Source organism: Winogradskyella rapida (genome assembly GCF_042675845.1).
Lineage (GTDB): Bacteria > Bacteroidota > Bacteroidia > Flavobacteriales > Flavobacteriaceae > Winogradskyella > Winogradskyella rapida.
On sequence record NZ_JBHTKM010000017.1, the window covers coordinates 174,832 to 197,439 of the forward strand.

Sequence of the window (22,608 nt, forward strand, 5' to 3'; positions counted from 1 at the left end):
TTAATGATAGAACTTAAAAATTTTCGAGGCTTCATTATAAGCACTTTCAAAACACATGGCATTAAGATCATGAGCTTTCTTTTGGGTAAAGTAAGAAAACATTCTTTCGGTAGGCATGTTTCCTGTTAATTCATCTTTAGCCATAGGGCATCCGCCAAAACCTTGAATAGCCCCATCAAAACGTCTGCATCCGGCAAGGTAAGCCGCATCCACTTTTTCAAACCACGTTGTTGGTGTGGTATGGAGGTGAGCACCAAATTCTATATTTGAATATTCACGAATTAAATTTGAGAATAAATAATTGATGTTTTCAGCATCTGAACTACCAATAGTATCACTTAAGGATAGAATCTTTACACCCATTTTAGATAAGCGTTCAGTCCACTCCCCTACAATATCTACATTCCATGGATCACCATACGGATTTCCAAATCCCATAGAAATATACACCACAACTTGCTTATTACTCTTATCGGCAATTTCAAGGATTTCAGATAGCGTTACTACAGATTCTGCAATAGTCTTATGCGTATTTCGCATCTGAAAGTTTTCTGATATTGAAAACGGAAACCCTAAATAATCAATCGCTTTATGTACAGAGGCATCGTTAGCACCTCTGGTATTAGCAATAATTGCCAAGAGCTTACTCTTGGTTTTACTTAAGTCTAATTGAGCTAATACTTCGGCAGTATCTACCATTTGCGGAATCGCTTTTGGGGATACAAAACTTCCAAAATCAATGGTATCAAAACCAACGCGTAATAAGGATTGAATGTATTGTACTTTTTTTTCTGTTGGAATAAAAGCTTTAATGCCTTGCATGGCATCCCTTGGACATTCTATGATTTTAACCGGCTTGTTCATTAGTTCAAATATACATTAATTGAAATTGAATTTAAACTCGAAATTAGATTTCAAAATAAAATAGTCAACTTGTAAATGCCATTGCTTTGGTATAAATAAATACTCATTTTAGACATACCACTGGTATTCAGAGCCTATTTACCAATTGAACACGGCGGGTCCTAAAAAACCAAACCACAATGCGTAACCTGCTACGCTACCAAGACCTCCTGCGAGGATAAATGAAAACCGATAGCTTAAGGGTATAATTTTAAATACCACATAACCTGAAATGAGTAGTCCAATCACTAAGGTTAGTGTTGGTATCATCCATTCATTAAAACCCAAATCTCTAGAAATCTTAAATTCATCTCCCTGAAAATTCGATTGAGAATAAAATAGGGCTTCATAAGAAGCTAGTATAAAATTAAAGACCTCACGAAGCGCAAATAGTGCCATAAATACAGCAAGCCAATCTAGAGTCCTAAATTGAACCCGCCATTTTTTTCGTCTTAAAAAAGAAGTAATATACCTATACCACTTGTTAGTAAGGTTTGAGCGGGACCTCCTAGCGTAATGAATTTGTCGTGTAATTTATAGGTTTCATTGTAGGGATATCTTTCCATTACAATTTTATCTAAAGCTTGAAGTTTTATTTTTACATCTTCAGGCCATTCATCATAATCTAGATCACCGTAGGGTTCAGATAGTCTTTTAATTGCTTGTACCTCTTGATCTTCAGAAAAATCTTGACTATATCCCATACTGCCATAATTTAAGGTTGTGTTGTAACCAAAATAGTTTGCAACGGCAATATGACCCCATTCATGAGAAAGCGTACCGATAACAGTAAAAAGCATAAAAGAGAGGAAAATAGCAATAATAAATCTCGGAATAATCTTAAACCTTAGCATTTCACTAAGTTAAAATAAAAATCGCAATGCCAACAAAAACAATTATTTGAAGCCATTTTAAGACTAAACCAGAATTTTTATGTTTTAAGGTATAGCGCTTTATTTTACCTGCCAATAGGGCTATGGCAGTGAAAATGATAAAAGATACGAGCATAAAAATACCACCCAAAATATAGAATTGAATCACGGTATTCATAGTCTCGCTAAATAAAAACCCAGGAAAAAAAGCCAGAAAGAAAATGGTGACTTTAGGGTTAAGCACATTCATAAAAAAGCCTTGTACAAAACATTTTTTTAGACTCTTCTTGGGCATATGGTCAGCACTAAAATGGATTTCAGCATTAGACCTAAATACTTTATAAGCGAGAAATAAAAGGTAACAGGCGCCTAAGATTTTAATTCCTAAAAATAAGTTCTCATTAGCTTTAATAAGGGCAGATATCCCAAAAGCGAGTAAAGTAGTATGAACAATACATCCCGAAATTAAGCCACAAACCGTGGCCATTCCATAAGACTTCCCATTTGCGATACTTTGCACTAAAACATAGATATTATCTGGTCCTGGCGAAAGCGCCAGTGCAGAAGTGGCTATGATAAAAGAAATAAGAATATCGTAACTCAAAGGATCAGCATAAAAATTTCAAATGACGCAAAACTAAGGCATCGTTTACTTTAGTAAAGCCTTATTAATTTGTTTAATTAAAGCAGGCCCTTCATAAATAAAGCCGGTATACACCTGAACCAAGTCGGCACCAGCATCTAATTTCTCTAAAGCATCTTCGGCAGAATGAATCCCTCCTACTCCAATAATTGGGAACGCCTTGTTACTTTTATCGGCTAAGTATTTAATGACTTTGGTTGATTTTGTTTTAATAGGTTGTCCACTTAAACCTCCATTTCCTATTTCGTCTAATCGGGCGTCACTCGTTTTTAAACCTGTTCTATCAATAGATGTATTACTTGCAATAACGCCATCGAGATTGGTTTCTGCAATTAATTCTATAATTTCATCCAATTGTATGTCGTTTAAATCGGGTGCGATTTTAAGAAGAATTGGCTTTTGGGTATCAAAATTAGCGTTAGCACTTTGCACGCTAGAAATTAACTCTAATAAATAGTCTTTATCGTTTAATTTAGCATGGCTTCCTACGTTTGGACAACTCACATTAAGTACAAAATAATCGACATAAGGGTGCAAAGCATTAAAACATTCCAAATAATCTTTGGTATAATCCTCTGGACGTGTTTGCGTATTTTTCCCAATATTTCCACCAATAATAAGTTGGCCTTTATTCTTTTTTAATTGCGTTATTGCCGCCTCAAGCCCTTCATTATTAAAGCCCATTCTATTGATAATCCCTTTATCATCCTTTAAACGGAATAATCGTTTTTTAGGGTTTCCTTCTTGTGCTTTTGGGGTTACGGTTCCTATTTCAATAAAGCCAAATCCAAAATTAGCAAGATCATTATATAACACCGCATTTTTATCAAAACCAGCCGCTAAGCCTACAGGATTTTTAAAGGTAAGTCCAAATAACTGACGTTCTAGTTGTTTATCTTCAACCACAAACAGCGCTTTAAATAGGGCTTTAAATCCTGGTATTTTAGATAAGGTTCTCACCATAGAAAAGGTAAAATAATGTACTTTTTCAGGATCGAAAGAAAATAATATGGGTCTAATAATAGCTTTATACATAAGAAGAATTTTGCGAGACAAAAATAAACAACTCCTCGCTAAAATAAAGCATTCCATAAGCTAATAATTTTAACAGAAACTGTTATATATCATTATTTTTAGCTAAGAATTTTCTTAACTTTGAAATCCAAACCAAAATCAAATTATCATGAAAAAAATTATCGTTCCTGTTGATTTTTCAAAACATTCGGAATATGCTTTAGAAACCGCTGCTGAATTAGCGAAACAACACGATGCAGAATTAATTGTAATGCATATGCTAGAAATGTCTGAATCTATCTTTTCAGCTTCGTTAACAGAACGTAATGACGAAAATGCTTTTATGCTTTTGGTCGCTAAAAAGGAGTTTGATACATTTTTAGACCAACCTTATCTAGAAGGTCTTAAGGTTACTCCAATGATTAAATATTTAAAAGTATTAAATGAAGTTGCTACAGTGGCTAAAGAGGTGAATGCCGATATCATTGTTATGGGCTCTAGAGGTCATAATGATTACGACGGTGTATTTACAGGTTCTAATACTGAAAAAGTAGTTCGGCATAGCGACACGCCAGTATTAATTGTAAAGTCTAAACCAAGCGCTGTTAACTTTAACCATATTGTATTGGCTACAGATTTTTCAGAAGAAAGTATTCCTGCTATAACTAAAGCCTTAAACTTATTAAAAGAATTAGGTCAAGAGATTACACTATTAAACATTAATACACCAAACTTAGGCTTTTTAAGTACGGATGAAGTTGATGAAAAAATAGCTTTATTCTTAGAAAAAGCGAAATTAACAGAGAAAGATGTTACTATTGCACGTATAGCAGACCATAGTATAGAAGGTGGAATTTCTAGTTATATTAGACGTTCTAAAGCTGATGCTGTTTCTGTAATAACACACGGAAGAAAAGGCTTAAATCACTTTTTCAGTGGTAGCATTTCTGAAGATATCGTAAACCACGTGAAGCTTCCTGTGGTTACTTTTAAACTTTAATGATTACAATTTAAATAAAATTATGCAGCATATCATAGATCGTTTTATCGGTTATGTTACTATTGATACGGAATCTGATCCAAATTCAGAAACCACTCCGAGTACCGCTAAACAATGGGATTTAGCTAACAAATTAGTAGAAGAATTAAAAGCCATAGGATTAAGTGATGTAACCATAGATGATAACGCCTACATTATGGCCACATTACCTAGTAATGTAGAGCATGATGTTCCTGTTATTGGCTTTATATCGCATTTTGACACCTCTCCAGATTTTACAGGAGCCAACGTAAAACCTCAGATTATTGAGAATTACGATGGTAAAGATATTGTTTTAAATGCTGAACAAAACATTATCCTATCGCCAGATTATTTTGAAGATTTGTTGCAATACAAAGGACAAACTTTAATTACTACCGACGGAACTACACTTTTAGGTGCTGATGACAAAGCCGGGATTACAGAGATTGTAACGGCGATGGAATACCTTATTAATCATCCTGAAATTAAGCACGGAACCTTAAAAGTTGGGTTTACACCTGATGAAGAAATTGGTAGAGGTGCTCATAAATTTGATGTTGAAACATTTGGAGCCGACTGGGCCTACACCATGGATGGAAGTCAGGTTGGTGAGCTAGAATATGAAAACTTCAATGCCGCAGGTGCCAAAGTAACCGTTAAAGGTAAAATTGTACATCCAGGGTATGCGAAAGGTAAAATGATCAATTCTATGTACTATGCTACTGAATTTATTAATGTTTTACCACGTTTAGAAACACCAGAACACACGGAAGGTTATGAAGGTTTTTTCCACCTCCATAATATTGAAGGTGATGTTGAAGCCACAACGCTTGAGTATATTATTAGAGACCATGACAAAGATAAATTTGAAGCCCGAAAAGCTTTAATGGAAAAAATTGTCTCGGATCTTAATACCAAATATGAAAGTGAGATTTTTAATATTGAAATTAAAGATCAGTACTATAACATGAAAGAAAAAGTGGCTCCGGTAATGCATATCGTAGATATTGCAGAAGAAGCCATGAAAGCTGTTGGGGTTAAACCACTTATTAAAGCTATAAGAGGTGGTACAGATGGATCACAACTATCCTATATGGGATTACCTTGTCCTAACATCTTTGCTGGTGGACATAACTTCCATGGACGTTATGAATATGTTCCTGTAGAAAGTATTCAAAAAGCGGTTGAAGTAATTTGCAAAATTGCTGAATTAACGGCTGAAAAAAAATAAGTGTCCCTAATACGGAAGACTTTTAAAAGTTAGCAATATTATATTGCTAACTTTTTTTTTGCTTAACTTTAATCTATCCTAAGGGTTTCATTATAAAGATTAAGACCATGACAACGACACCTGCGCATGATAAACGTATTGCTGAAATGACCTTCGCTTCCGTTTATCCTCACTATATCACTAAAGTGGAAAAAAAAGGCCGCACTGTAGCAGAGCTTCATCAGGTCATAACCTGGCTTACCGGTTATACCGAAACCGATCTTACCCAACTGCTAAAAACTAAAGTTACTTTTGAAACGTTTTTTAAAAACGCTACCCTTCACCCTAACGCTAAATATATTACAGGGGTTATTTGTGGCTATCGAATAGAAGCCATAGAAACCCCATTAACCCAACAAGTACGTTACTTAGATAAACTTGTGGATGAGCTGGCTAAAGGCCGGAAAATGGATAAAATACTTCGTCAACCGAAATAAACCCGCTGCTCTACTTTCATTTTAAGCTGCAAAAAACTAAATTCATGTTAATTATTTTTTTATTTCTAAACGATTGGTTAGTTTTGTCCTGTAGTTAAATAGAAAGGTTTTTATCAACCTCAGAAATGGCAAGAAAAAAAGAATACAATAAAGAAGAGGTTTTAGAAAAAGCGATGCAGCTCTTTTGGAGAAATGGTTATGAGACCACTTCTATGCAGATGCTAGAAAAAGAAATGGGCATCAATAAGTTTTCTATATATTCTGCTTTTGGTAATAAACAGGGCTTATTTTTAGAAAGCCTAAACCATTACAAATTGAGAATCAATTCTATTTTTGAACCCTTAATACAAGGCACAAAAGGCTTAGAAGACATTAAGCAATTCTTTTATGACTCTGTACGTTCTAATTTTAATGATGAGGCTTTAAAAGGATGTTTAGTAACCAATACGTATAATGAATTTTCAGAAAGTGAAGACGTTTTAATCAAAGAACAAATGACTTCGTTTATGGAAGATTTAAAAGCCATTTTTATTGAAAAGCTACAAATGGATCCTAATAAAGATCAGGAAACCGTTTTAAAACAAGCTAATTATTTATTATTAGCAAAGCACGGTCTAGCGGCCGCAGCTAGGGTTAATACCCCAAAAGAAATTAAAGATTATATAGAAATGACCTTTAAAAACCTCTAAGGTTTTTTTTACAACAAAACTAAACGATTGTTTAGATATTATAAATTAAATAGAAAAAAGAAAAATTATGACAACTTTAAAAATTCACGATTTAGAAAGTGCACCTGAAGAAGGAAAAGCATTATTAGAAAACTCTCAAAAAGCTTACGGTATGATTCCTGGATTACACGGTGTATTAGCCGGAGCTCCAAAAATATTAGAAGCTTACCAAACTTTACATGAATTGTTTACGCAAACCTCATTTAACGAGGAAGAATTAACTGTCGTATGGCAAACCATTAACGTAGAGCACGCGTGTCATTATTGTGTACCTGCACATACCGGAATAGCGCATATGATGAAAGTTGATAATGATATCACCGAGGCCTTACGTAACGAAACTCCATTAGAAAGTGCTAAATTAGAAGCTTTACGTACAATGACCTTAACTATTGTTCGTAACCGTGGTAATGTAACACAAGATGATTTAGAGGCGTTCTACGCTGCAGGTTATGGCGAAGCACAAGTCTTAGAAATTATCTTAGGATTATCTCAAAAAGTAATTAGTAATTACACCAATCATATTGCAAATACCCCAGTAGACGACGCTTTTAAGAAATTTAGCTGGTCTAAATAAGCGCTAAAATAATCCCTGTTTACCCCTATTGATTAATAGTTTAAACCTTCCGATCCCTATCGGAAGGTTTATTAATTTTACAACACTGAAACGTAAATTTTAAACCTATCGACAATGACAAAGACTTTAAAAATAGATATTGTATCTGATGTGGTCTGCCCTTGGTGTACTATTGGCTATAAACGTTTAGAAAAAGCCATTTCAGAACTTGGTCTTGAAGACCGTGTAGAGATTGAATGGCAACCTTTTGAACTGAATCCTAATATGCCTGCAGACGGTCAAGACCTCACAGAACATATCAATGAGAAATACGGTGCAACTTTAGAACAACAAAAGGCCTCACAAGCCCAAATGGCAGCACATGGTGAAGAACTTGGTTTTACTTTTGACTACTTTGATGACATGCGAATGGTTAACACCTTTGACGCCCATATTTTATTAGACTATGCTAAGACCTTTAAAAAGCAAACCGCTTTAAAAATGCGTCTAACCACCGCTTTTTTTAGTGAACGTCAAGATGTATCTGATCGTGAGGTTTTAAAGCAAGCCTTATTAGATGTAGGCCTAAATGCTGAAGAAGCCTTAGCCAAATTAGATCTAGAATCAGAACAAGAAAAAATTAGAACCGAACAATCTTATTGGAAGAATTTAGGCGTTAATTCTGTCCCAACGTTTGTTTTTGACCGTAAAAGTGCCCTAACGGGAGCCCAACCTACGGACACCTTTAAGCAAGTCTTAAACGAATTACTTTAAAGGCTTAAAACGCTTTGCCAAGAACAGCTTTGACTGTTCTGTATAAGGCATAAAAAAAAGACCATTCAAATAATGAATGGTCTTTTTTTATATAAATACCTTTAGCTTATTTAGTCGCTGCAGGTGCATTTAATTTATTACTCATTTCCATAGAAATTGCAGAACGGTCAAACTTAATTTTCCCTGCTAATGTTTCAATAATACAACTATTATCTTTGTCATTTAATTCTACAATCTTTCCGTGCATACCACTTTTGGTTATCACACGATCACCACGTTTTAATTCGCTGGCAAATTTTTTCTCTTGTTTAGAGCGTTTCATTTGTGGTGCAATCATAAAGAAATACATCACTGCAAAAATAGCGATAAACGGTAAAAATGATCCTATTGCGTCCATTTAGTAATTTGTTATATGTAATAATTAATCGTGGTTATGTCCTTCATGACCTGGCTGCGTAGAGTATTTTCTAGGTGCAGCAGCATTATCAGTCGCTAAAGGATTAACTTTAGTTGTTGTCGTTCTTACTGGAGTTGTAGCAGCATTAGGATCTTTGTTAATGAATGCTGAAATTCTTACAGGAATTTGTCCTTTTTCAGTATTTGTAATCATCGTTAAAGACTTTGTTACTTTACCGTTTCCTCTACCGTTAAATTTAACTGTAAATTCTCCAGTTTCTCCTGGCTGAACTTCTTTTGTATAGTTTGTTGGTACAGTACATCCACAAGTACTTTTAATATCACTAACCACTAACATAGAGTTTCCTGTGTTTGTATATTTAAAAACAGTTTCTTGTGGAGTCCCATTTTCAATATTTCCAAAATCGTGCTCGGTCTTGTCTAAAGAAATTACAGCAAAATCACCTGCATTTGCATCTCTTTCAGCAGCAACCGCTACATTTTCGTCTTTTACTTTGCTTGCTGCATCATCTTTACAAGATGTAAACGCTACCATGCATAATGCACTAAGTCCTAAAATTACTTTTTTCATTACTATTAAATATTTATTAAAATTAGATTTCAATTTCGGCAAGCGAAGTTAATAATTATTTCAAGGTATTAAAATTTTTAGCGCTTTGTTAACACTTCGTTTGTAAGGCCTGCCTTAGCTGCGACGAAATCTTAATGCTCTAAACCTCTTCCCTTTTTTATGTCACTCCTAGGTAATAAGCTTTAATCTTTATATCTAATGTTCTCAGGTAGAAGGCTTAACTACATTAAACCTCTCCCCGTTTTCATATGAATATTATCGGCTTGGTATTCCTTAACAATTTTATCTAAAATACCATTAATAAAGTAGCTACTTTTTGGCGTCGAATACTCTTTGGCAATTTCTAAATATTCGTTAATTGTTACTTTATGAGGAATTGATGGGAATTTCTGAAATTCACAAAGTGCCATCTTCAATAAAACACCATCTAAACTGGCTAAACGCTCCGAGTCCCAATTGGTTGTTTTTTTACTGATCTCCTCTGCAAACTTTGAATTGTTTAAGAAGGTTTTCTTAAATAATTCAATAGCAAAATCACGATCTTCTTCATCTTTATACAAGTCAGGCAATAAAGCCGTTTCAGGAGAACTTAATTTAAGTTTACGAAGTACTTTAAGCATGGCTGTGTTTACCACTGGTAAATCATCAATCCACGTTAATTTTTTATCTTCAAAGAAATCAAAAAGCTTCTCGTTAGGCGCTATAATTTCAGTAAAAACATCAATTACAAACTGCTTATCTCTTTTAAAGTTTGGTTCCTCTTCTTCGGTATAAGCCTTATAGATATCGCTCTTTAAAATGGCTTTAAAAAGTAGATCGACATAATCAAACTCTAAATCCCAGAAATTCAGCTTTTGGCTAGAGATCACATCCTTTAACATCGTATTACTACTGATGGCATGAAGAACTTGATTTTCTTGAAATTTAAGATCCGGATTTTTATCTGCCGCTGTGCCTAATAATTTATTCTGCAACTTTTGGTTATGACTCTTACTCTTCTTGTGAAGTTCTGTTAATAAAGCCAACAGTGATAAATACAAATCGTACATACCATCTAAACTCTGTAATAGAAACTTTTGTTCCTTTATTAAATCATCACTTTCTGTCCCCTTAAAAGCATACATAGATTGCATAACTTTAATTCTGATGTGTCTTCTGTTTAGCATGTGTAAGAACTCACTTTATTTATGGTTTATTAAAAAAAGGTGAATCTCTAAAAAGATTCACCTTGCAAAAATACTATTAATTAATTTTTATATCAGAATTTAATCTGGACTATTTTAAGTTTTCTCGCTTACGTGTTTCAATACGCTCTCTAGCAATATTTAAAGCCGCATCATTTGTGGTCAGTTTATTCACCTTCGCGTTATCTAAAATTTCTAAGGTTGTATTATAGATATTTTCAGTTTTACGCATAATTTCTTGGCGGTCGTAATTTTCTAATTCAGCATAAACGTTGATAATACCACCGGCATTAATTAAGAAATCTGGCGCGTAAACGATACCGCGTTCTTGTAAAATTAAACCATGCTTATTTTCTTCGGCTAACTGATTATTAGCTGCACCAGCAATAACTTTAGCTTTAAGCTTATGAATTGTATCATTATTTATGGTAGCTCCTAATGCACAAGGCGCATAGATATCCATCTCCTCGCTATAAATATCATTACCACCATAGATGGTTACACCATATTTAGAACGCACCTCTTCTAAACGCTCTTGGCTTATATCTGAAATCGTTACATTAGCACCTTCGTTAACCAAATGCTCTACTAAAGCTTCACCAACGTTACCGATACCTTGAACAAATACATTCTTATCTTCTAAGATATCAGATCCGAATTGAAATTTCGAAGCTGCCTTCATTCCCATAAATACACCATAAGCTGTAATTGGAGAAGGGTTTCCTGCACCACCTTTACTTTCTGAAATACCAGTAACATAAGGGGTCACCTCTCTTACGGTATCCATATCTTCAGTAGCCATCCCTACATCCTCAGCTGTAATATAGCGTCCGCTTAAAGAATGAACAAACTCACCAAAACGTCGCATTAATTCTGGTGTCTTTTGGGTTTTAGCATCGCCAATAATAACCGCTTTACCACCACCTAAGTTTAGGCCGGTAATTGCTGACTTAAAGGTCATTCCACGAGATAAACGCAGCACATCATTTAGCGCTTCCCACTCGTTTTGATAATTCCACATTCTTGTACCACCCAAAGCTGGTCCTAAAACTGTATTATGAATACCAATTATAGCTTTTAAACCAGTATCTTTGTCATTGCAAAAAACAATTTGCTCATGATCGTCAAAAGAATTTTGTCCGAAAACCGGATCTATTTTATGGAGTTCTTTTGAAGTAATTATTTCTGATGTCATGTTACTTTAAATTAAGGGTGTCTACAGATATTCTAAAAAGCATGCAAAAGTAAATTATAAATAAAGGATTAGCAAAACATTAACTATTAAATACGATTCTCGTAATACTTTTGAGGGATTAAAACCTAGTATGAAAGCACTAAAACACCTACACAAATACTTTAATAAATACAGATATCGTTTAATCATTGGTATTATTATTACCATCATAGCCAAGGTGTTTGCCCTGTTTACGCCACGTTTAATAGGGAGCTCTATAAACATTGTTTCCGAACGATTGGACGGTACTATTTCTGATGAAATTTTTAAGCACGATTTAACAATCAACATCATTTATCTTGTTGGAGCGGCCATTTTAGCTGGAATATTTACCTTTTTAATGCGCCAAACCATTATAAACGTATCGCGATTTATAGAATTTGATTTAAAAAATGAGATTTATAAGCATTACCAAGTCTTATCCCTCAACTTTTATAAAACCAATAGAACAGGTGATTTAATGAACCGCATTAGTGAAGATGTGGGTAAAGTAAGAATGTATGTTGGTCCTGCTATTATGTATACCATTAATACAGTCACCTTATTTGTTATTGCTATTATTTATATGATAGACCGTTCACCATCATTAACCTTATACACCTTACTCCCGCTCCCTATTCTATCGGTAGTGATTTATAGATTAAGTCGTTTAATTAATAAGCGAAGTACCATTGTACAGCAATCCTTATCTACATTATCAACTTATTCTCAAGAGACTTTCAGTGGCATCTCTGTGATTAAATCTTATGGTATTGAACCTAGAACAAATAAAGAGTTTGAAGACCTTTCTGCAACCAATCGCGAAAAGCAAATTAACTTAACTAAAGTACAAGCCTTATTTTTCCCTATGATGATTTTACTCATTGGTGTAAGTAACCTCATCGTTATCTATGTAGGTGGGATGCAATATATGGCTGGTGAAATTGAAAAAATAGGAACCATTGCAGAATTTATTATTTATGTAAATATGCTTACTTGGCCCGTAGCAACAGTTGGTTGGGTGACGTCTTTAGTACAGCAAGCTGAAGCATCACAAGAGCGTATTAATGAATTTTTAAATACCCAGCCCGATATTCAGAATAATACCCCTGAATTAACCCCAATTAAAGGCGATATTACCTTTAAGAATGTATCATTCACTTATCCTGACACTAATATAGAAGCCTTAAAAGATGTAAGTTTCACATTACAATCTGGGCAAACATTGGCTATTTTAGGTAAAACAGGTTCGGGTAAATCTACCATCTTAGATCTCATTGGTCGTTTGTATGATATTGATCAAGGCCAAGTTTTAATAGATCAAACTCCGATTTCAGAATTAAACTTAAACAGTTTAAGAGAAAGTATCGGCTATGTGCCACAAGATGCTTTTCTATTTTCAGACAGTATAAAAAACAACATCAAATTCGGAAAAGAAGACGCTACCGATGAAGAGGTTATTGCTGCAGCGACCAACGCTAAAGTTCATAAAAATATTATTGGCTTTACTAAAGGCTATGATACGGTTTTAGGCGAACGTGGCATTACCTTATCTGGAGGTCAGAAACAACGGGTTTCCATCGCTAGAGCCATTATAAAACAGCCTGAAATATTGTTGTTTGATGACTGCCTCTCTGCGGTAGATACAGAAACCGAAGAGAAAATCTTAAAGAATTTGGTAAAATTAACGAAAGATAAAACCACCATTATTGTAAGTCACCGTATCTCTTCTGCCAAAAACGCAGACCATATTATTATCCTCGATGATGGAAAAGTTATAGAGTCTGGAAACCACGATACGCTTATTAATTCTGACGGGTATTATAAGGAGTTATACAACAAACAACGCTCTGAAAAAGAAATGTAGTTATTTGTTGTTTAGCTTACTTTTTTTTTAGATTTTTGGATTGAAATTAAAATAGATTGAGTTATGAGTGATTATGAAATGACGGACAAAGAAGAAATATACTCTAAAGTATTACGTGCAGGGAGAAGAACCTATTTCTTTGATGTTAGAGCTACCAAAGCTGGAGATTATTATTTAACGGTTACTGAGAGTAAGAAATTTACGAATGATGATGGATCTTTCTACTACAAAAAGCATAAAATTTACTTATACAAAGAAGACTTTACAGAATTTAAAGAGATCTTAGCTGAAATGACAGACTATATCATTAGCGAAAAGGGTCAAGAAGTGATTAGCGAACGTCACCAAAAAGATTTTAAGCGTGATGATGAATTTGTAACGCTTGAAGCTAAAACACCAGAAGATACTAAAAACGCAGAAAGTTTTACAGATATCAGTTTTGACGATATTTAAAACCAATCGTATTAAAATAACCTTTTTAAAGCCCTGATATATTTATCAGGGTTTTATAATTAATTACATTTTAAGACAGGACACTTCCATTTTTTACCGTTTGTTCGGGTTGTAGTAAAAAGACATCTTTAGCTTTAACAGCACCAACCACTAAACATTCGCTCATAAAATTAGCAATTTGCTTCTTTGGGAAGTTCACAACAGCCACAATTTGCCGTCCCAACAAATCTTCTTTTTGATATTGTGTTGTAATTTGTGCAGACGTTTTTTTCACCCCTAAGGCTCCAAAGTCAATGACTAACTGATATGCCGGCCGGTGCGCTTTAGGAAAGTCATGAACTTTTATAATGGTTCCTATTCGTAAATCAACTTTTGTAAAGTCTTCAAATGTTACTATCTTTTCCATGTCTATAACAAAGGGCAATTTAATTGTCCGCTAAAAACAAATATACAGAAATAATGGCTCGCACAGAATCTAACATGTTGCCCCTTGGCACTAAAGCCCCTCAATTTAAACTTACAGATACTGTAGATAACACTAAAAAATCACTTCAAGAATTAAAAGGCACTAAAGGTACTTTGGTAATGTTTATTTGCAACCACTGCCCTTTTGTACTTCATGTAAGTTCAGAGTTATCGCAATTGGCAAAAGATTATATTTCTAAAGGGATTAACTGTATTGCAATTTCAAGTAATGATGTTGCTAATTACCCACAAGACCGACCAGAGTTAATGGCAGAACACGCTATTAATGAAGATTATATTTTCCCTTATTTATACGATCAGACGCAAAATGTAGCCAAAGCTTATGAAGCAGCTTGTACGCCAGATTTTTTCTTGTTTGATTCTGATTTAAGTTTGGTTTATACCGGACAACTAGACGATTCTAGACCCGATAATGGTATTCCTGTAACCGGAAAAGACCTCAGAGCCGCCATGACCGCCTTAGTGAATAATACACCTATAGATCCCGACCAAAAACCGAGCTTAGGTTGTGGTATAAAATGGAAATAATAAAGCAAGAGCGTTAGCAACTTTAACGGAAGCCCTAGCCGCAATAAAACGATAAGCCTTAATTGTTTTTAAAGCCGTCTGTATGAGCTATAAAACCTTTGAAACCGACAGATTAATCATAAGACCGACGACTTTAGAGGATGCTAGTTTTATACTTCAGCTTTTAAATAGTCCTTCTTGGTTAAAATATATTGGCGACAGAAACGTACATACCATAGCGGAGGCCGAGGATTATATCAGCCAAAAAATTACAGCACAACTAGAACGGTTAGGGTTTGCCAATTACACCATTATAAGAAAGCAAGATTTCACAAAAATTGGAACCTGCGGATTGTACGATCGAGAAGGTCTAGAAGGTGTTGATATCGGTTTTGCTTTTCTTTCTGACTATACCGGAAAAGGCTATGCCTACGAAGCTGCAAACCGAGTATTGACTGCCGCTTTTAATGATTTTAACCTTCAGGAAGTCTGTGCTATTACGGATAAAGATAATTTCGCTTCACAAAGGCTTCTTGAAAAATTAGGTCTACAACCCGCTGGAGAAATTGCATTCCCTGAAAGTGAAGATCCTCTTTTATTATACAATATAAAGCCGTAAAAGCGCCTTTTCCTTATCCTTTTAAAGATTTCCTCCTCCTTAATAAAGGGCCTGTTAGTTTTCAATTTTATTGATTATATTAGTCACATATTCAAAGTTATAAGCTAAGAATACAACCGGCAATCAATCTTTAATTAATGAACCCTTTTATGAGAAATATATTGACCTTAATTTTACTTCTTACTTCTCTTTTCCTACAAGCCCAATATTTTCAGGCGCAATTACAATTAACAGATGGCAGTATCTTACAGGGTTATGCCAAACTACCATCTAATAAACTTTTTGAAAATAGTGTTAAATTTAAAAGTACAGAGAAAGGAAAAACGGAAAAAATTAAAGATAGCGAATTATCAAAAATCCTTATCACATCTAAGCAAGGCGTTCAATTTTTATTTGAAAGGCTCAACGTAGTCCATTTATTTAAATCTTTGGGAAAAGATTACGAAATGGAAAAGACAAAAAAACATTGGCAATTGCGCTTCCATACCAATGATCTTCTCAACTGTTATGCCTTAGCGCAACGCTATAAATTAGACAAAAATGGTATGATGCACTCTATAACAGGAGCCCATTCCATGTGGGAGTTTTTATATTTCACTTTACAGCGACGTGAAGAAGACAAAACCTACATTGTAAACGCTAAAGGCTTTTCAAACGGGCAAGTACGAAAAGCAATGGCCCTCTTTTTTAAAGACAGTCCAGAATTTGTAGAACGTATAGAAAATAAAGATTTTAAGAATGCTAATGTTAGCGATGTGGCAGATGCCTATGCCGCGTTAAAATCCTAATGTTTTACACAATATTTAGAAGCCAACTCTTCTTAAGCCCAAGGAGAATATTATCTTTGTAAAGCATCCAAAACAATAGGTTTTATGATTTTTATTGATAACGAAGGGCATACAGATCCTAAATTAAACTTGGCATTAGAAGAACACATTCTTAGACATTTTGATGCCTCTACGGACTATTTACTGTTTTATATTAACGCCCCTTCCATTATAATAGGTCGTAACCAAAATACCTTAGAAGAGATTAACCAAGAATATATTGAAGCGAACAATATTCATGTGGTAAGACGGGTTTCTGGTGGCGGTGCGGTGTATCATGACTTGGGGAACTTAAACTTTAGCTTTATCACGAATCACGATGGAAAAAGCATTAGCAACTTTAAAAAATTTACAGCTCCGGTCATTAAGGTTTTAAACGCTATGGGGGTTGCCGCAGAATTAAAAGGTCGTAACGATATCTTAGTAAACGAACAAAAAATTTCGGGGACCGCACAATTCTCTACTGGAAAGCGCATGATTAGTCACGGAACCTTGTTGTTTAACACAGATATGAGTGAAGTGGTAAAAGCGCTTCAAGTTAAAATGAGCAAAATACAATCTAAAGGGCACAAATCTGTACGCAGTCGTGTGGCTAATATTAGTGATTTTTTAGAGACGCCCTTAAGCATGACCGATTTTAAATCGGAGTTACTTCAAGGCTTATACGAAGCTAGTGAGCCTTTTGAAACTTATAGGCTAACCGAAGCCGAATGGAAAGCGGTTTATGACTTAAAAGCCGAAAAATATGATCTGTGGGACTGGAATTACGGACGCTCCCCGAAGTTTAATATTCAGCGGAATAAACGATTTCCTATCGGCGAAATTGACCTTCGTATTTTTGTTGAAAAAGGTCATATTTCAGATTTTAAAATCTTTGGTGATTTCTTTGGAAGACAACCGGTTTCAGACCTTGAAAACTTGCTCATTGGAGTGCCTTATGACAAACATGAAATAAGTAAAGCCCTAGAATCCGTGGCTATCGAGCATTATTTTGGAACTCTTGAAAAATCAGATTTCTTAACGCTAGTCTATGGAAATGATTAAGACCTACGCCTTATAACACATACCAATACACCATAAAAAAATGGCAAATGGCACCACCTAACACAAACAAATGCCAGATCACATGGTTATACGGAATTTTATTAATGGCGTAAAAAATAATGCCAACGGTGTAGAATAATCCACCTGCAAAAAGCCATAATATACCATCAGACCCCATTTCAATGGAAAGGTTTGAAAAATCAAAAACAATAAGCCATCCCATTACCAAATAAAGTAATGTTGAAAATATTTCGAATCGGCCCGTAAAAAACAGTTTTAAAATCACACCAAAAGCAGCGATACCCCAAACGGTATAAAACAACACCCAACCTAAACTATCGGGAAGAACAAGCAATAATACAGGCGTGTACGTCCCTGCGATAAGCACATAAATACTAATATGATCTACAATTCTAAAATAGTATTTGCGTTGTTCATCTTCAACGGCGTGGTACAAGGTTGAGGCTAAGAATAAAATTATAATAGACAGCCCATAAACGATGACGCTAAACACGCTCCACGGCGTAAGCTTATCGGCATTAAGAAGCAATAAGACTAAGGCTACAACCCCTAATAAGGCCCCAATACCATGCGTCCAGGCATTGAGTAACTCTTCTCGTTTTGTTTGAATTCTCATCTTTAATAATGCTTATCTGAAGTCGTTGCTTTTGGTGCTGCCCATTTACTTACACAGCTATAAAAATCAATATCAAAAGCCGGATCTTGGCGCTTTAAACGTTCACTTTGAAAGGCCCGTTGCAAAATATCTTCAATTAAATAATCTTCTTCAACATCAATTGGAGCAAACTCTCGTTTTAAAGAAATATCGAATAAACTCGCGGTACTATTAAACCAAAAGGCACGCCAACCATTTCTGAGTTCTTTAATAAGTTCAAAGGTGGTTCTTCCGGTTTGCCGATGTATCAGTTTCACTAAGATTTGCCCTTCCGTTTTGGTGAGTTTTTTTAGTTCTGATGAAAATTCATCTTGTATGTATTTCTGAATTATTTTAGCATAACGTTTTTTATCGCGCTTACTTTCTAACCCTTCCAATCTGGCTTGAAGCGTTTCTAAACGTTCTGCAGCCAATTTGGCATACGGATATACTTTTAAGGTTTTTCGTCTTAAAATAATATAACGGATTCGAGATTTGCGATCAGAAAATTTTAGAGGTGGCAAAACCAAAACCTCATTTAAATCTACGCTGGTTACAGGAATAGAGTCGCCTTCAATAATCATATAATGCACCACTGTAGAGTCTTGCTCAACGGGATCTATTTGGGCATTCAAAATCAATGAAAAAAACAATGCTATATAAGTACAGTACTTCATGAATAAATAGCCTACTAAAATCGTTCCAAAAATGCTTTTTGTGTCATTTCAAAATTACTAATATTTGTGCGCTCTAGACTTAAATTCTTCAACTTATTCTCCTCTTTTTTTTATGTGATGAGCGCTGTGTATGGAAGTTAAAAGGTATAAAAAAACCTTTCAGAATACATACATCTGAAAGGTCTTTAACATCATTTTAATACGATTTACAACTGCTGACGGTTGTCTACAGAGTTTCTGTCAATGAGTTTATTATAAGGGTCTACCCCCACTTCGGTTGGTTTTTCATCTACAATGATAGAAATGGTATTATGAATGGCCGTTATTTTATGCTTCTTTAAATAAAGTTGCTTTTCTTCCATTTTTCCATCAACATTATGGCTCGTGAACACGCCAACATCAATATAGTCTTGTAAAGGCAGAGATAAAATAGGTTTGGTTCTCCCTTCAGGCACATAAGAAATAGAATCTCTACCAGGTTCAGAAAATAATTGCTTTCCTTTTTCGTCGTTTCTATATTTACTTACTTCAAATTCTATATCCACTTTATACTGTCCGTTGTCCAAGGCCGTACTGCTCACATTTTTTATGCTATTATCATAAAGCGTTATGGTTTCAAACATATCTTTAATCACATATTGAAGGCTATCAGGAGTCACGGCTTTTATATGATTTACCATATCTATAGACGTTGTATAAGGAGGTTCTTGAAATTTCACCTTCTCTACATAGGTTTTTAAGGCGGCATTTAAAACCGTTTCACCTATATAATCACTTAAAGCATAAAACACCAAAGAGCCTTTTTGATAACGAATATAACCTTGTCCGTCGTTGTACATCAATGGTTTTTCGCGTTTACTCTCAAAGGTGCGTTGAAAGAGGTAATCATCTAAAGCGCGCTTAAGAAATTTACGCATTTGAGGTTTTCCTAACTCCTTTTCTAAAACTTTAAGAGCCACATATTCCGACAAACTTTCAGATAACATGGTTGCTCCTAAAACATCAGCGCCAATAACTTGATGAGCCCACCACTGGTGTGCCACTTCGTGTACCGTAATAGCGTAGGTGTAATTAAGATCGCCATCTTCGCTATCCTCAACATCGGCAATAAACCCGGCATCTCCAGAAAACGGAATGGTATTAGGGAAGGACTGGGCAAATCCGCCACTAGGAAATTCAACAATTCTCAGTTGCTTGTGCTGATATAGACTGAAGTTTTCACTGTTATAAGCTAAGGACGCTTTCATCCCATCCATCATACTTTCGAGATTGTACTCGTGTCCTTTGTGATAATAAATTTCAAGATCGACGTCCTTCCACTTGTCTTTTTTAACCTCGTATTCTGCTGAATTATAAGCGTAAAAATTCAAGATTTTACTATCCATTTTGTAATGAAAATAGCGCCTTCCCTCTTTTACCCATTCTTTTTGCAGATAACCCGGAGCAATGGCAATTTGTCCCTCTGTGGTACTCACCGTGGTTTCAAAATCAATCCAATCACTATCTTTAGAAAGATAAGTGTTCCCTAACGCTGTAGAGTCTGAAGGATGTGGTTTTAATTGGTTTGGAGCTAAGCCATATTTTTCACGAGTTTTATCGTCAGTAAGTTCGCCTCCGTTATAACCTAAATTAGGAAAAAGCTCCATATTACTCACAAAAGTTCCATTTTTTATAACAGGCGAATTGTTAAGGAATAAGGTATTCGGTTTATTTTTAACCGTAAACTCTAAGCGTAAAGAATCCCCAGGTTGAAGCGTTTGCTTTAATTGATAAATATTGAAATTATATAAGGTATCTTCAGAAACCAGATTATTGTCTTTGTTGAATTTAAAAGTACTGTCATAATCGTTATAGTTAAGAAAGATACTATCTATACCCTGCTCCGTTTTATTAATCATGGTATAACGTCCTGAAGCTTCAAAATTTTGTGCTTCCGTAAATAGATCTAAGTCCACATCTACAGCGATAATGCGAGGCTGTGCATAGGCCTCATATTTTTTATATTTCTTTTCCCAATTCACTCTTAATTCCTCTTGTTCTTTAGAAGAATAGCGATCGTTTTGAATATTGGTTTCGTGATAAATGGTATACCCTAGAAGGAAAAATCCAACTAAAACGGCTACAAAAGTGATGGCAAATGTTGTTTTAAACCGAGCATTCGCGATCTCAATACGTTCTGAAAAGGAACTCGGAAGACCACGAACCCAAAATAAAGCCGCGATAAGCATGAGTACTAATCCTCCAAGGGTCCAATACAACTTATAAAACATATAACGCGGTAAGGACTCTCCATAACCATTCATGTCGTTATAGCTAAACCCAGAATCATCATTATATTTAAATAAGGGTTGCTCAATACCCGCCAAACTCAACAATGGAATTCCGATGGAAAGCACCAATAAAACAAATAATCCTAAATACGGATTTCTAATTAAGGTTTGTACCATAAGCGCTAAACAGGCCCAAATGACATAATTGATAAGTTTTAAACCAAACAGTTCTTTGATATACAGCCCTAATTCTATATCGAAATAGCCTTGATAAAGTTGAAATAAAATTCCTGCGACCATTATTACTGATAGCAGCAAAATCTGCATGAGTACAAGGGCTATAAATTTAGAGGCAAACAAGGACCAATTGGGTATGGGTGTGACGTCTTCTAATCCGTTAATATTAGCAATCTTACTCCGGTTGACTAACATTCCGGCATAGAGAAAGGTACAGATATTTATGGCGATGACAAATATTCCTCCGCCTTGTAGCATAAGCCAGGTTCTTGGATAAGAAGAGGCGCCAACTTGGCTTCCGGCTTCAGATAAGGCCACCAAAACAATAATAAGTCCGACCAGCACAATGCTGATAAATGCCCAACTTTTTACAATATATTTAAATTCAACTTGAGCTATTTTCCAAGTCGCCTTTAAGTTTTGAATAAAAGAATAATCATAGCTTACCTTTGGCAAATCGATCTTAACAATACCGCCAAAATTTCGCTTTGTAGCTCGCTCACCTTTCTTCTTTCTGAAAAATGAAAATGACATTGCATTTTGGCTGAATGAAAACAGTTTAAATACAATTCCAAAAATTAAACTCGCAATACCTAACCAGAGCAAACGGTTATACATAATCACTTCTTTAATAGGAATATGCAGTTCATTTTGCTCATAAACCGTCCAATAACGGGTATAATAACTCACTGCCGATGACCCAAAAGGATCAAATAGAGACGCTAAATAACGGTAGTCTTGATCGTAGAGAAAGTTGTCAGTAATACGTTGCACAAACAACAATAGAATAACGGTAATAAAACCCGCTGCAATATTCCTGGAGAAGGTCACAACCGCAAAAACAATAGCACCAAACAAGAGTATATTAGGTAAAATAAACAGCCAATAGGTATTGAGATACGACTGAAAATCAAAAGGTATTATTAAATCGGCATTTGTGCCAGGCAGTCGGTACCCGATAACCATACCAACCCCAATAGTCATTACAATTAGAGAGACCACCACAATAGCACTAAAAAATTTAGCGAATAAATAATTGGCTTTGGTAAACGGATAAGAATATAAAATGGAATGCATTTCGCTTTTAAAATCTCTATTTATAGAAGCTCCAATAATTGAAGGAAATAAAAAGAAAATTAAAATGGCTAATCCGTTAAACAAACCATTAACCCCAAGCGGTGCGTTTACAATTCGAGATGAACCCGTCGTTGCGGTGATACTATCAAAAATACCCGCTGTAGTTGCGGCCATAAATACGGCAATCACGAAAAAAATAGCCATATAAATATAAGTTACAGGCATTTTTAACCAGAATTTTAATTCATGAAAAAATATTGTAGAAAACATAGACGTACGTTTAAAT

25 protein-coding genes are annotated in these 22,608 nt (G+C 35.0%); 12 read left to right on the forward strand and 13 right to left on the reverse strand.

Annotated features, from left to right (window positions below; all coding sequences use genetic code 11):
* The 5 genes from ACFQ13_RS04570 to ACFQ13_RS04590 all read right to left on the reverse strand — a co-directional run bounded on the left by ACFQ13_RS04570 (nucleotide 1) and on the right by ACFQ13_RS04590 (nucleotide 3,453).
* Nucleotides 1-864 (reverse strand): hydroxymethylglutaryl-CoA lyase, encoded by an 864-nt coding sequence (locus tag ACFQ13_RS04570; protein WP_386114551.1) that lies wholly within the window; start codon nucleotides 862-864, stop codon nucleotides 1-3.
* Between the two features lie 138 nt (nucleotides 865-1,002).
* Nucleotides 1,003-1,302: a hypothetical protein gene (locus ACFQ13_RS04575; protein WP_386114554.1), complete on the reverse strand. Its 300-nt coding sequence runs from the start codon at nucleotides 1,300-1,302 to the stop codon at nucleotides 1,003-1,005.
* 53 nt (nucleotides 1,303-1,355) lie between these two features.
* Nucleotides 1,356-1,757: a hypothetical protein gene (locus tag ACFQ13_RS04580; RefSeq protein WP_386114556.1), complete on the reverse strand. Its 402-nt coding sequence runs from the start codon at nucleotides 1,755-1,757 to the stop codon at nucleotides 1,356-1,358.
* A 4-nt stretch (nucleotides 1,758-1,761) separates the two neighbouring features.
* Nucleotides 1,762-2,379, reverse strand: coding sequence for a LysE family translocator (locus tag ACFQ13_RS04585; protein WP_386114558.1), 618 nt, complete (start codon nucleotides 2,377-2,379; stop codon nucleotides 1,762-1,764).
* Between the two features lie 45 nt (nucleotides 2,380-2,424).
* Nucleotides 2,425-3,453 (reverse strand): quinone-dependent dihydroorotate dehydrogenase, encoded by a 1,029-nt coding sequence (locus tag ACFQ13_RS04590; RefSeq protein WP_386114561.1) that lies wholly within the window; start codon nucleotides 3,451-3,453, stop codon nucleotides 2,425-2,427.
* Nucleotides 3,454-3,601: 148 nt separating this feature from the next.
* Between ACFQ13_RS04590 and ACFQ13_RS04595 the strand changes: the two genes are divergently transcribed.
* From ACFQ13_RS04595 to ACFQ13_RS04620, 6 genes are all read left to right on the forward strand, one after another.
* Nucleotides 3,602-4,432 carry a universal stress protein gene (locus ACFQ13_RS04595; protein WP_386114564.1) on the forward strand — a complete coding sequence of 277 codons (831 nt, stop codon included), beginning with the start codon at nucleotides 3,602-3,604 and terminating at the stop codon, nucleotides 4,430-4,432.
* A gap of 22 nt (nucleotides 4,433-4,454) precedes the next feature.
* Entirely contained in the window at nucleotides 4,455-5,684 is a 1,230-nt protein-coding gene (gene pepT / locus ACFQ13_RS04600) for a peptidase T (protein WP_386114567.1), read from the forward strand.
* A 107-nt stretch (nucleotides 5,685-5,791) separates the two neighbouring features.
* The gene (locus tag ACFQ13_RS04605) at nucleotides 5,792-6,160 is read left to right on the forward strand and encodes a DUF2200 domain-containing protein (protein ID WP_386114570.1); all 369 of its coding nucleotides are present in this window, start codon (nucleotides 5,792-5,794) and stop codon (nucleotides 6,158-6,160) included.
* Nucleotides 6,161-6,285: 125 nt separating this feature from the next.
* A complete protein-coding gene (locus ACFQ13_RS04610; RefSeq protein ID WP_386114573.1) occupies nucleotides 6,286-6,849 on the forward strand; it encodes a TetR/AcrR family transcriptional regulator in 564 nt (187 codons plus the stop codon).
* Between the two features lie 67 nt (nucleotides 6,850-6,916).
* Nucleotides 6,917-7,465 (forward strand): carboxymuconolactone decarboxylase family protein, encoded by a 549-nt coding sequence (locus ACFQ13_RS04615; protein ID WP_386114575.1) that lies wholly within the window; start codon nucleotides 6,917-6,919, stop codon nucleotides 7,463-7,465.
* Nucleotides 7,466-7,579: 114 nt separating this feature from the next.
* On the forward strand, nucleotides 7,580-8,218 hold the full coding sequence (locus ACFQ13_RS04620; protein WP_386114577.1) for a DsbA family oxidoreductase: 639 nt from the start codon (nucleotides 7,580-7,582) through the stop codon (nucleotides 8,216-8,218).
* Nucleotides 8,219-8,324: 106 nt separating this feature from the next.
* On the opposite strand, the gene yajC is transcribed toward ACFQ13_RS04620, so the two are convergent.
* From yajC to ACFQ13_RS04640, 4 genes are all read right to left on the reverse strand, one after another.
* Complete coding sequence (gene yajC / locus ACFQ13_RS04625; protein ID WP_114309516.1) at nucleotides 8,325-8,615, reverse strand: preprotein translocase subunit YajC; 291 nt, start codon at nucleotides 8,613-8,615, stop codon at nucleotides 8,325-8,327.
* A gap of 24 nt (nucleotides 8,616-8,639) precedes the next feature.
* Nucleotides 8,640-9,206 carry a DUF1573 domain-containing protein gene (locus ACFQ13_RS04630; RefSeq protein WP_386114579.1) on the reverse strand — a complete coding sequence of 189 codons (567 nt, stop codon included), beginning with the start codon at nucleotides 9,204-9,206 and terminating at the stop codon, nucleotides 8,640-8,642.
* A 221-nt stretch (nucleotides 9,207-9,427) separates the two neighbouring features.
* The gene (nusB, locus tag ACFQ13_RS04635; protein ID WP_386114581.1) at nucleotides 9,428-10,372 is read right to left on the reverse strand and encodes a transcription antitermination factor NusB; all 945 of its coding nucleotides are present in this window, start codon (nucleotides 10,370-10,372) and stop codon (nucleotides 9,428-9,430) included.
* Nucleotides 10,373-10,481: 109 nt separating this feature from the next.
* Complete coding sequence (locus ACFQ13_RS04640) at nucleotides 10,482-11,585, reverse strand: Glu/Leu/Phe/Val family dehydrogenase (RefSeq protein ID WP_114309514.1); 1,104 nt, start codon at nucleotides 11,583-11,585, stop codon at nucleotides 10,482-10,484.
* Between the two features lie 130 nt (nucleotides 11,586-11,715).
* Between ACFQ13_RS04640 and ACFQ13_RS04645 the strand changes: the two genes are divergently transcribed.
* Both ACFQ13_RS04645 and ACFQ13_RS04650 read left to right on the forward strand, forming a co-directional pair.
* The gene (locus tag ACFQ13_RS04645) at nucleotides 11,716-13,470 is read left to right on the forward strand and encodes an ABC transporter ATP-binding protein (RefSeq protein ID WP_386114585.1); all 1,755 of its coding nucleotides are present in this window, start codon (nucleotides 11,716-11,718) and stop codon (nucleotides 13,468-13,470) included.
* Nucleotides 13,471-13,533: 63 nt separating this feature from the next.
* The gene (locus tag ACFQ13_RS04650; RefSeq protein ID WP_386114587.1) at nucleotides 13,534-13,923 is read left to right on the forward strand and encodes a PUR family DNA/RNA-binding protein; all 390 of its coding nucleotides are present in this window, start codon (nucleotides 13,534-13,536) and stop codon (nucleotides 13,921-13,923) included.
* 70 nt (nucleotides 13,924-13,993) lie between these two features.
* On the opposite strand, the gene ACFQ13_RS04655 is transcribed toward ACFQ13_RS04650, so the two are convergent.
* Nucleotides 13,994-14,329 carry a tRNA-binding protein gene (locus ACFQ13_RS04655; protein ID WP_386114590.1) on the reverse strand — a complete coding sequence of 112 codons (336 nt, stop codon included), beginning with the start codon at nucleotides 14,327-14,329 and terminating at the stop codon, nucleotides 13,994-13,996.
* Between the two features lie 53 nt (nucleotides 14,330-14,382).
* Here ACFQ13_RS04655 and ACFQ13_RS04660 point away from each other — a divergent pair, with 53 nt between their 5' ends.
* The 4 genes from ACFQ13_RS04660 to ACFQ13_RS04675 all read left to right on the forward strand — a co-directional run bounded on the left by ACFQ13_RS04660 (nucleotide 14,383) and on the right by ACFQ13_RS04675 (nucleotide 17,406).
* On the forward strand, nucleotides 14,383-14,937 hold the full coding sequence (locus ACFQ13_RS04660) for a thioredoxin family protein (RefSeq protein WP_386114592.1): 555 nt from the start codon (nucleotides 14,383-14,385) through the stop codon (nucleotides 14,935-14,937).
* Between the two features lie 82 nt (nucleotides 14,938-15,019).
* Entirely contained in the window at nucleotides 15,020-15,535 is a 516-nt protein-coding gene (locus tag ACFQ13_RS04665; RefSeq protein WP_386114595.1) for a GNAT family N-acetyltransferase, read from the forward strand.
* Between the two features lie 149 nt (nucleotides 15,536-15,684).
* Nucleotides 15,685-16,323 (forward strand): hypothetical protein, encoded by a 639-nt coding sequence (locus ACFQ13_RS04670; RefSeq protein ID WP_386114598.1) that lies wholly within the window; start codon nucleotides 15,685-15,687, stop codon nucleotides 16,321-16,323.
* 84 nt (nucleotides 16,324-16,407) lie between these two features.
* Entirely contained in the window at nucleotides 16,408-17,406 is a 999-nt protein-coding gene (locus ACFQ13_RS04675) for a lipoate--protein ligase (protein WP_386114601.1), read from the forward strand.
* A 10-nt stretch (nucleotides 17,407-17,416) separates the two neighbouring features.
* On the opposite strand, the gene trhA is transcribed toward ACFQ13_RS04675, so the two are convergent.
* The 3 genes from trhA to ACFQ13_RS04690 all read right to left on the reverse strand — a co-directional run bounded on the left by trhA (nucleotide 17,417) and on the right by ACFQ13_RS04690 (nucleotide 22,592).
* A complete protein-coding gene (gene trhA / locus ACFQ13_RS04680; RefSeq protein ID WP_386114603.1) occupies nucleotides 17,417-18,043 on the reverse strand; it encodes a PAQR family membrane homeostasis protein TrhA in 627 nt (208 codons plus the stop codon).
* Between the two features lie 2 nt (nucleotides 18,044-18,045).
* A complete protein-coding gene (locus ACFQ13_RS04685) occupies nucleotides 18,046-18,738 on the reverse strand; it encodes a DUF4294 domain-containing protein (RefSeq protein ID WP_386114606.1) in 693 nt (230 codons plus the stop codon).
* A 206-nt stretch (nucleotides 18,739-18,944) separates the two neighbouring features.
* Nucleotides 18,945-22,592, reverse strand: a complete 3,648-nt coding sequence (locus tag ACFQ13_RS04690; protein ID WP_386114609.1) for an ABC transporter permease/M1 family aminopeptidase — start codon at nucleotides 22,590-22,592, stop codon at nucleotides 18,945-18,947.
* Nucleotides 22,593-22,608: the final 16 nt, after the last annotated feature.

What these genes read in the sequence shown, in the direction of transcription:
- ACFQ13_RS04670 (WP_386114598.1), top strand. Translation starts at nt 15,685, where the DNA reads ATGAGAAATATATTGACCTTAATTTTACTTCTTACTTCTCTTTTCCTA.
- ACFQ13_RS04620 (WP_386114577.1), top strand. Translation starts at nt 7,580, where the DNA reads ATGACAAAGACTTTAAAAATAGATATTGTATCTGATGTGGTCTGCCCT.
- ACFQ13_RS04580 (WP_386114556.1), bottom strand. Translation starts at nt 1,757, where the DNA reads ATGCTAAGGTTTAAGATTATTCCGAGATTTATTATTGCTATTTTCCTC.
- ACFQ13_RS04570 (WP_386114551.1), bottom strand. Translation starts at nt 864, where the DNA reads ATGAACAAGCCGGTTAAAATCATAGAATGTCCAAGGGATGCCATGCAA.
- ACFQ13_RS04675 (WP_386114601.1), top strand. Translation starts at nt 16,408, where the DNA reads ATGATTTTTATTGATAACGAAGGGCATACAGATCCTAAATTAAACTTG.
- nusB (WP_386114581.1), bottom strand. Translation starts at nt 10,372, where the DNA reads ATGCTAAACAGAAGACACATCAGAATTAAAGTTATGCAATCTATGTAT.
- ACFQ13_RS04650 (WP_386114587.1), top strand. Translation starts at nt 13,534, where the DNA reads ATGAGTGATTATGAAATGACGGACAAAGAAGAAATATACTCTAAAGTA.
- ACFQ13_RS04630 (WP_386114579.1), bottom strand. Translation starts at nt 9,206, where the DNA reads ATGAAAAAAGTAATTTTAGGACTTAGTGCATTATGCATGGTAGCGTTT.
- trhA (WP_386114603.1), bottom strand. Translation starts at nt 18,043, where the DNA reads ATGAGAATTCAAACAAAACGAGAAGAGTTACTCAATGCCTGGACGCAT.
- ACFQ13_RS04645 (WP_386114585.1), top strand. Translation starts at nt 11,716, where the DNA reads ATGAAAGCACTAAAACACCTACACAAATACTTTAATAAATACAGATAT.
- ACFQ13_RS04610 (WP_386114573.1), top strand. Translation starts at nt 6,286, where the DNA reads ATGGCAAGAAAAAAAGAATACAATAAAGAAGAGGTTTTAGAAAAAGCG.
- ACFQ13_RS04665 (WP_386114595.1), top strand. Translation starts at nt 15,020, where the DNA reads ATGAGCTATAAAACCTTTGAAACCGACAGATTAATCATAAGACCGACG.
- ACFQ13_RS04660 (WP_386114592.1), top strand. Translation starts at nt 14,383, where the DNA reads ATGGCTCGCACAGAATCTAACATGTTGCCCCTTGGCACTAAAGCCCCT.
- ACFQ13_RS04615 (WP_386114575.1), top strand. Translation starts at nt 6,917, where the DNA reads ATGACAACTTTAAAAATTCACGATTTAGAAAGTGCACCTGAAGAAGGA.
- yajC (WP_114309516.1), bottom strand. Translation starts at nt 8,615, where the DNA reads ATGGACGCAATAGGATCATTTTTACCGTTTATCGCTATTTTTGCAGTG.
- ACFQ13_RS04655 (WP_386114590.1), bottom strand. Translation starts at nt 14,329, where the DNA reads ATGGAAAAGATAGTAACATTTGAAGACTTTACAAAAGTTGATTTACGA.
- ACFQ13_RS04690 (WP_386114609.1), bottom strand. Translation starts at nt 22,592, where the DNA reads ATGTTTTCTACAATATTTTTTCATGAATTAAAATTCTGGTTAAAAATG.
- ACFQ13_RS04605 (WP_386114570.1), top strand. Translation starts at nt 5,792, where the DNA reads ATGACAACGACACCTGCGCATGATAAACGTATTGCTGAAATGACCTTC.
- ACFQ13_RS04575 (WP_386114554.1), bottom strand. Translation starts at nt 1,302, where the DNA reads ATGGCACTATTTGCGCTTCGTGAGGTCTTTAATTTTATACTAGCTTCT.
- ACFQ13_RS04640 (WP_114309514.1), bottom strand. Translation starts at nt 11,585, where the DNA reads ATGACATCAGAAATAATTACTTCAAAAGAACTCCATAAAATAGATCCG.
- ACFQ13_RS04590 (WP_386114561.1), bottom strand. Translation starts at nt 3,453, where the DNA reads ATGTATAAAGCTATTATTAGACCCATATTATTTTCTTTCGATCCTGAA.
- ACFQ13_RS04595 (WP_386114564.1), top strand. Translation starts at nt 3,602, where the DNA reads ATGAAAAAAATTATCGTTCCTGTTGATTTTTCAAAACATTCGGAATAT.
- pepT (WP_386114567.1), top strand. Translation starts at nt 4,455, where the DNA reads ATGCAGCATATCATAGATCGTTTTATCGGTTATGTTACTATTGATACG.
- ACFQ13_RS04685 (WP_386114606.1), bottom strand. Translation starts at nt 18,738, where the DNA reads ATGAAGTACTGTACTTATATAGCATTGTTTTTTTCATTGATTTTGAAT.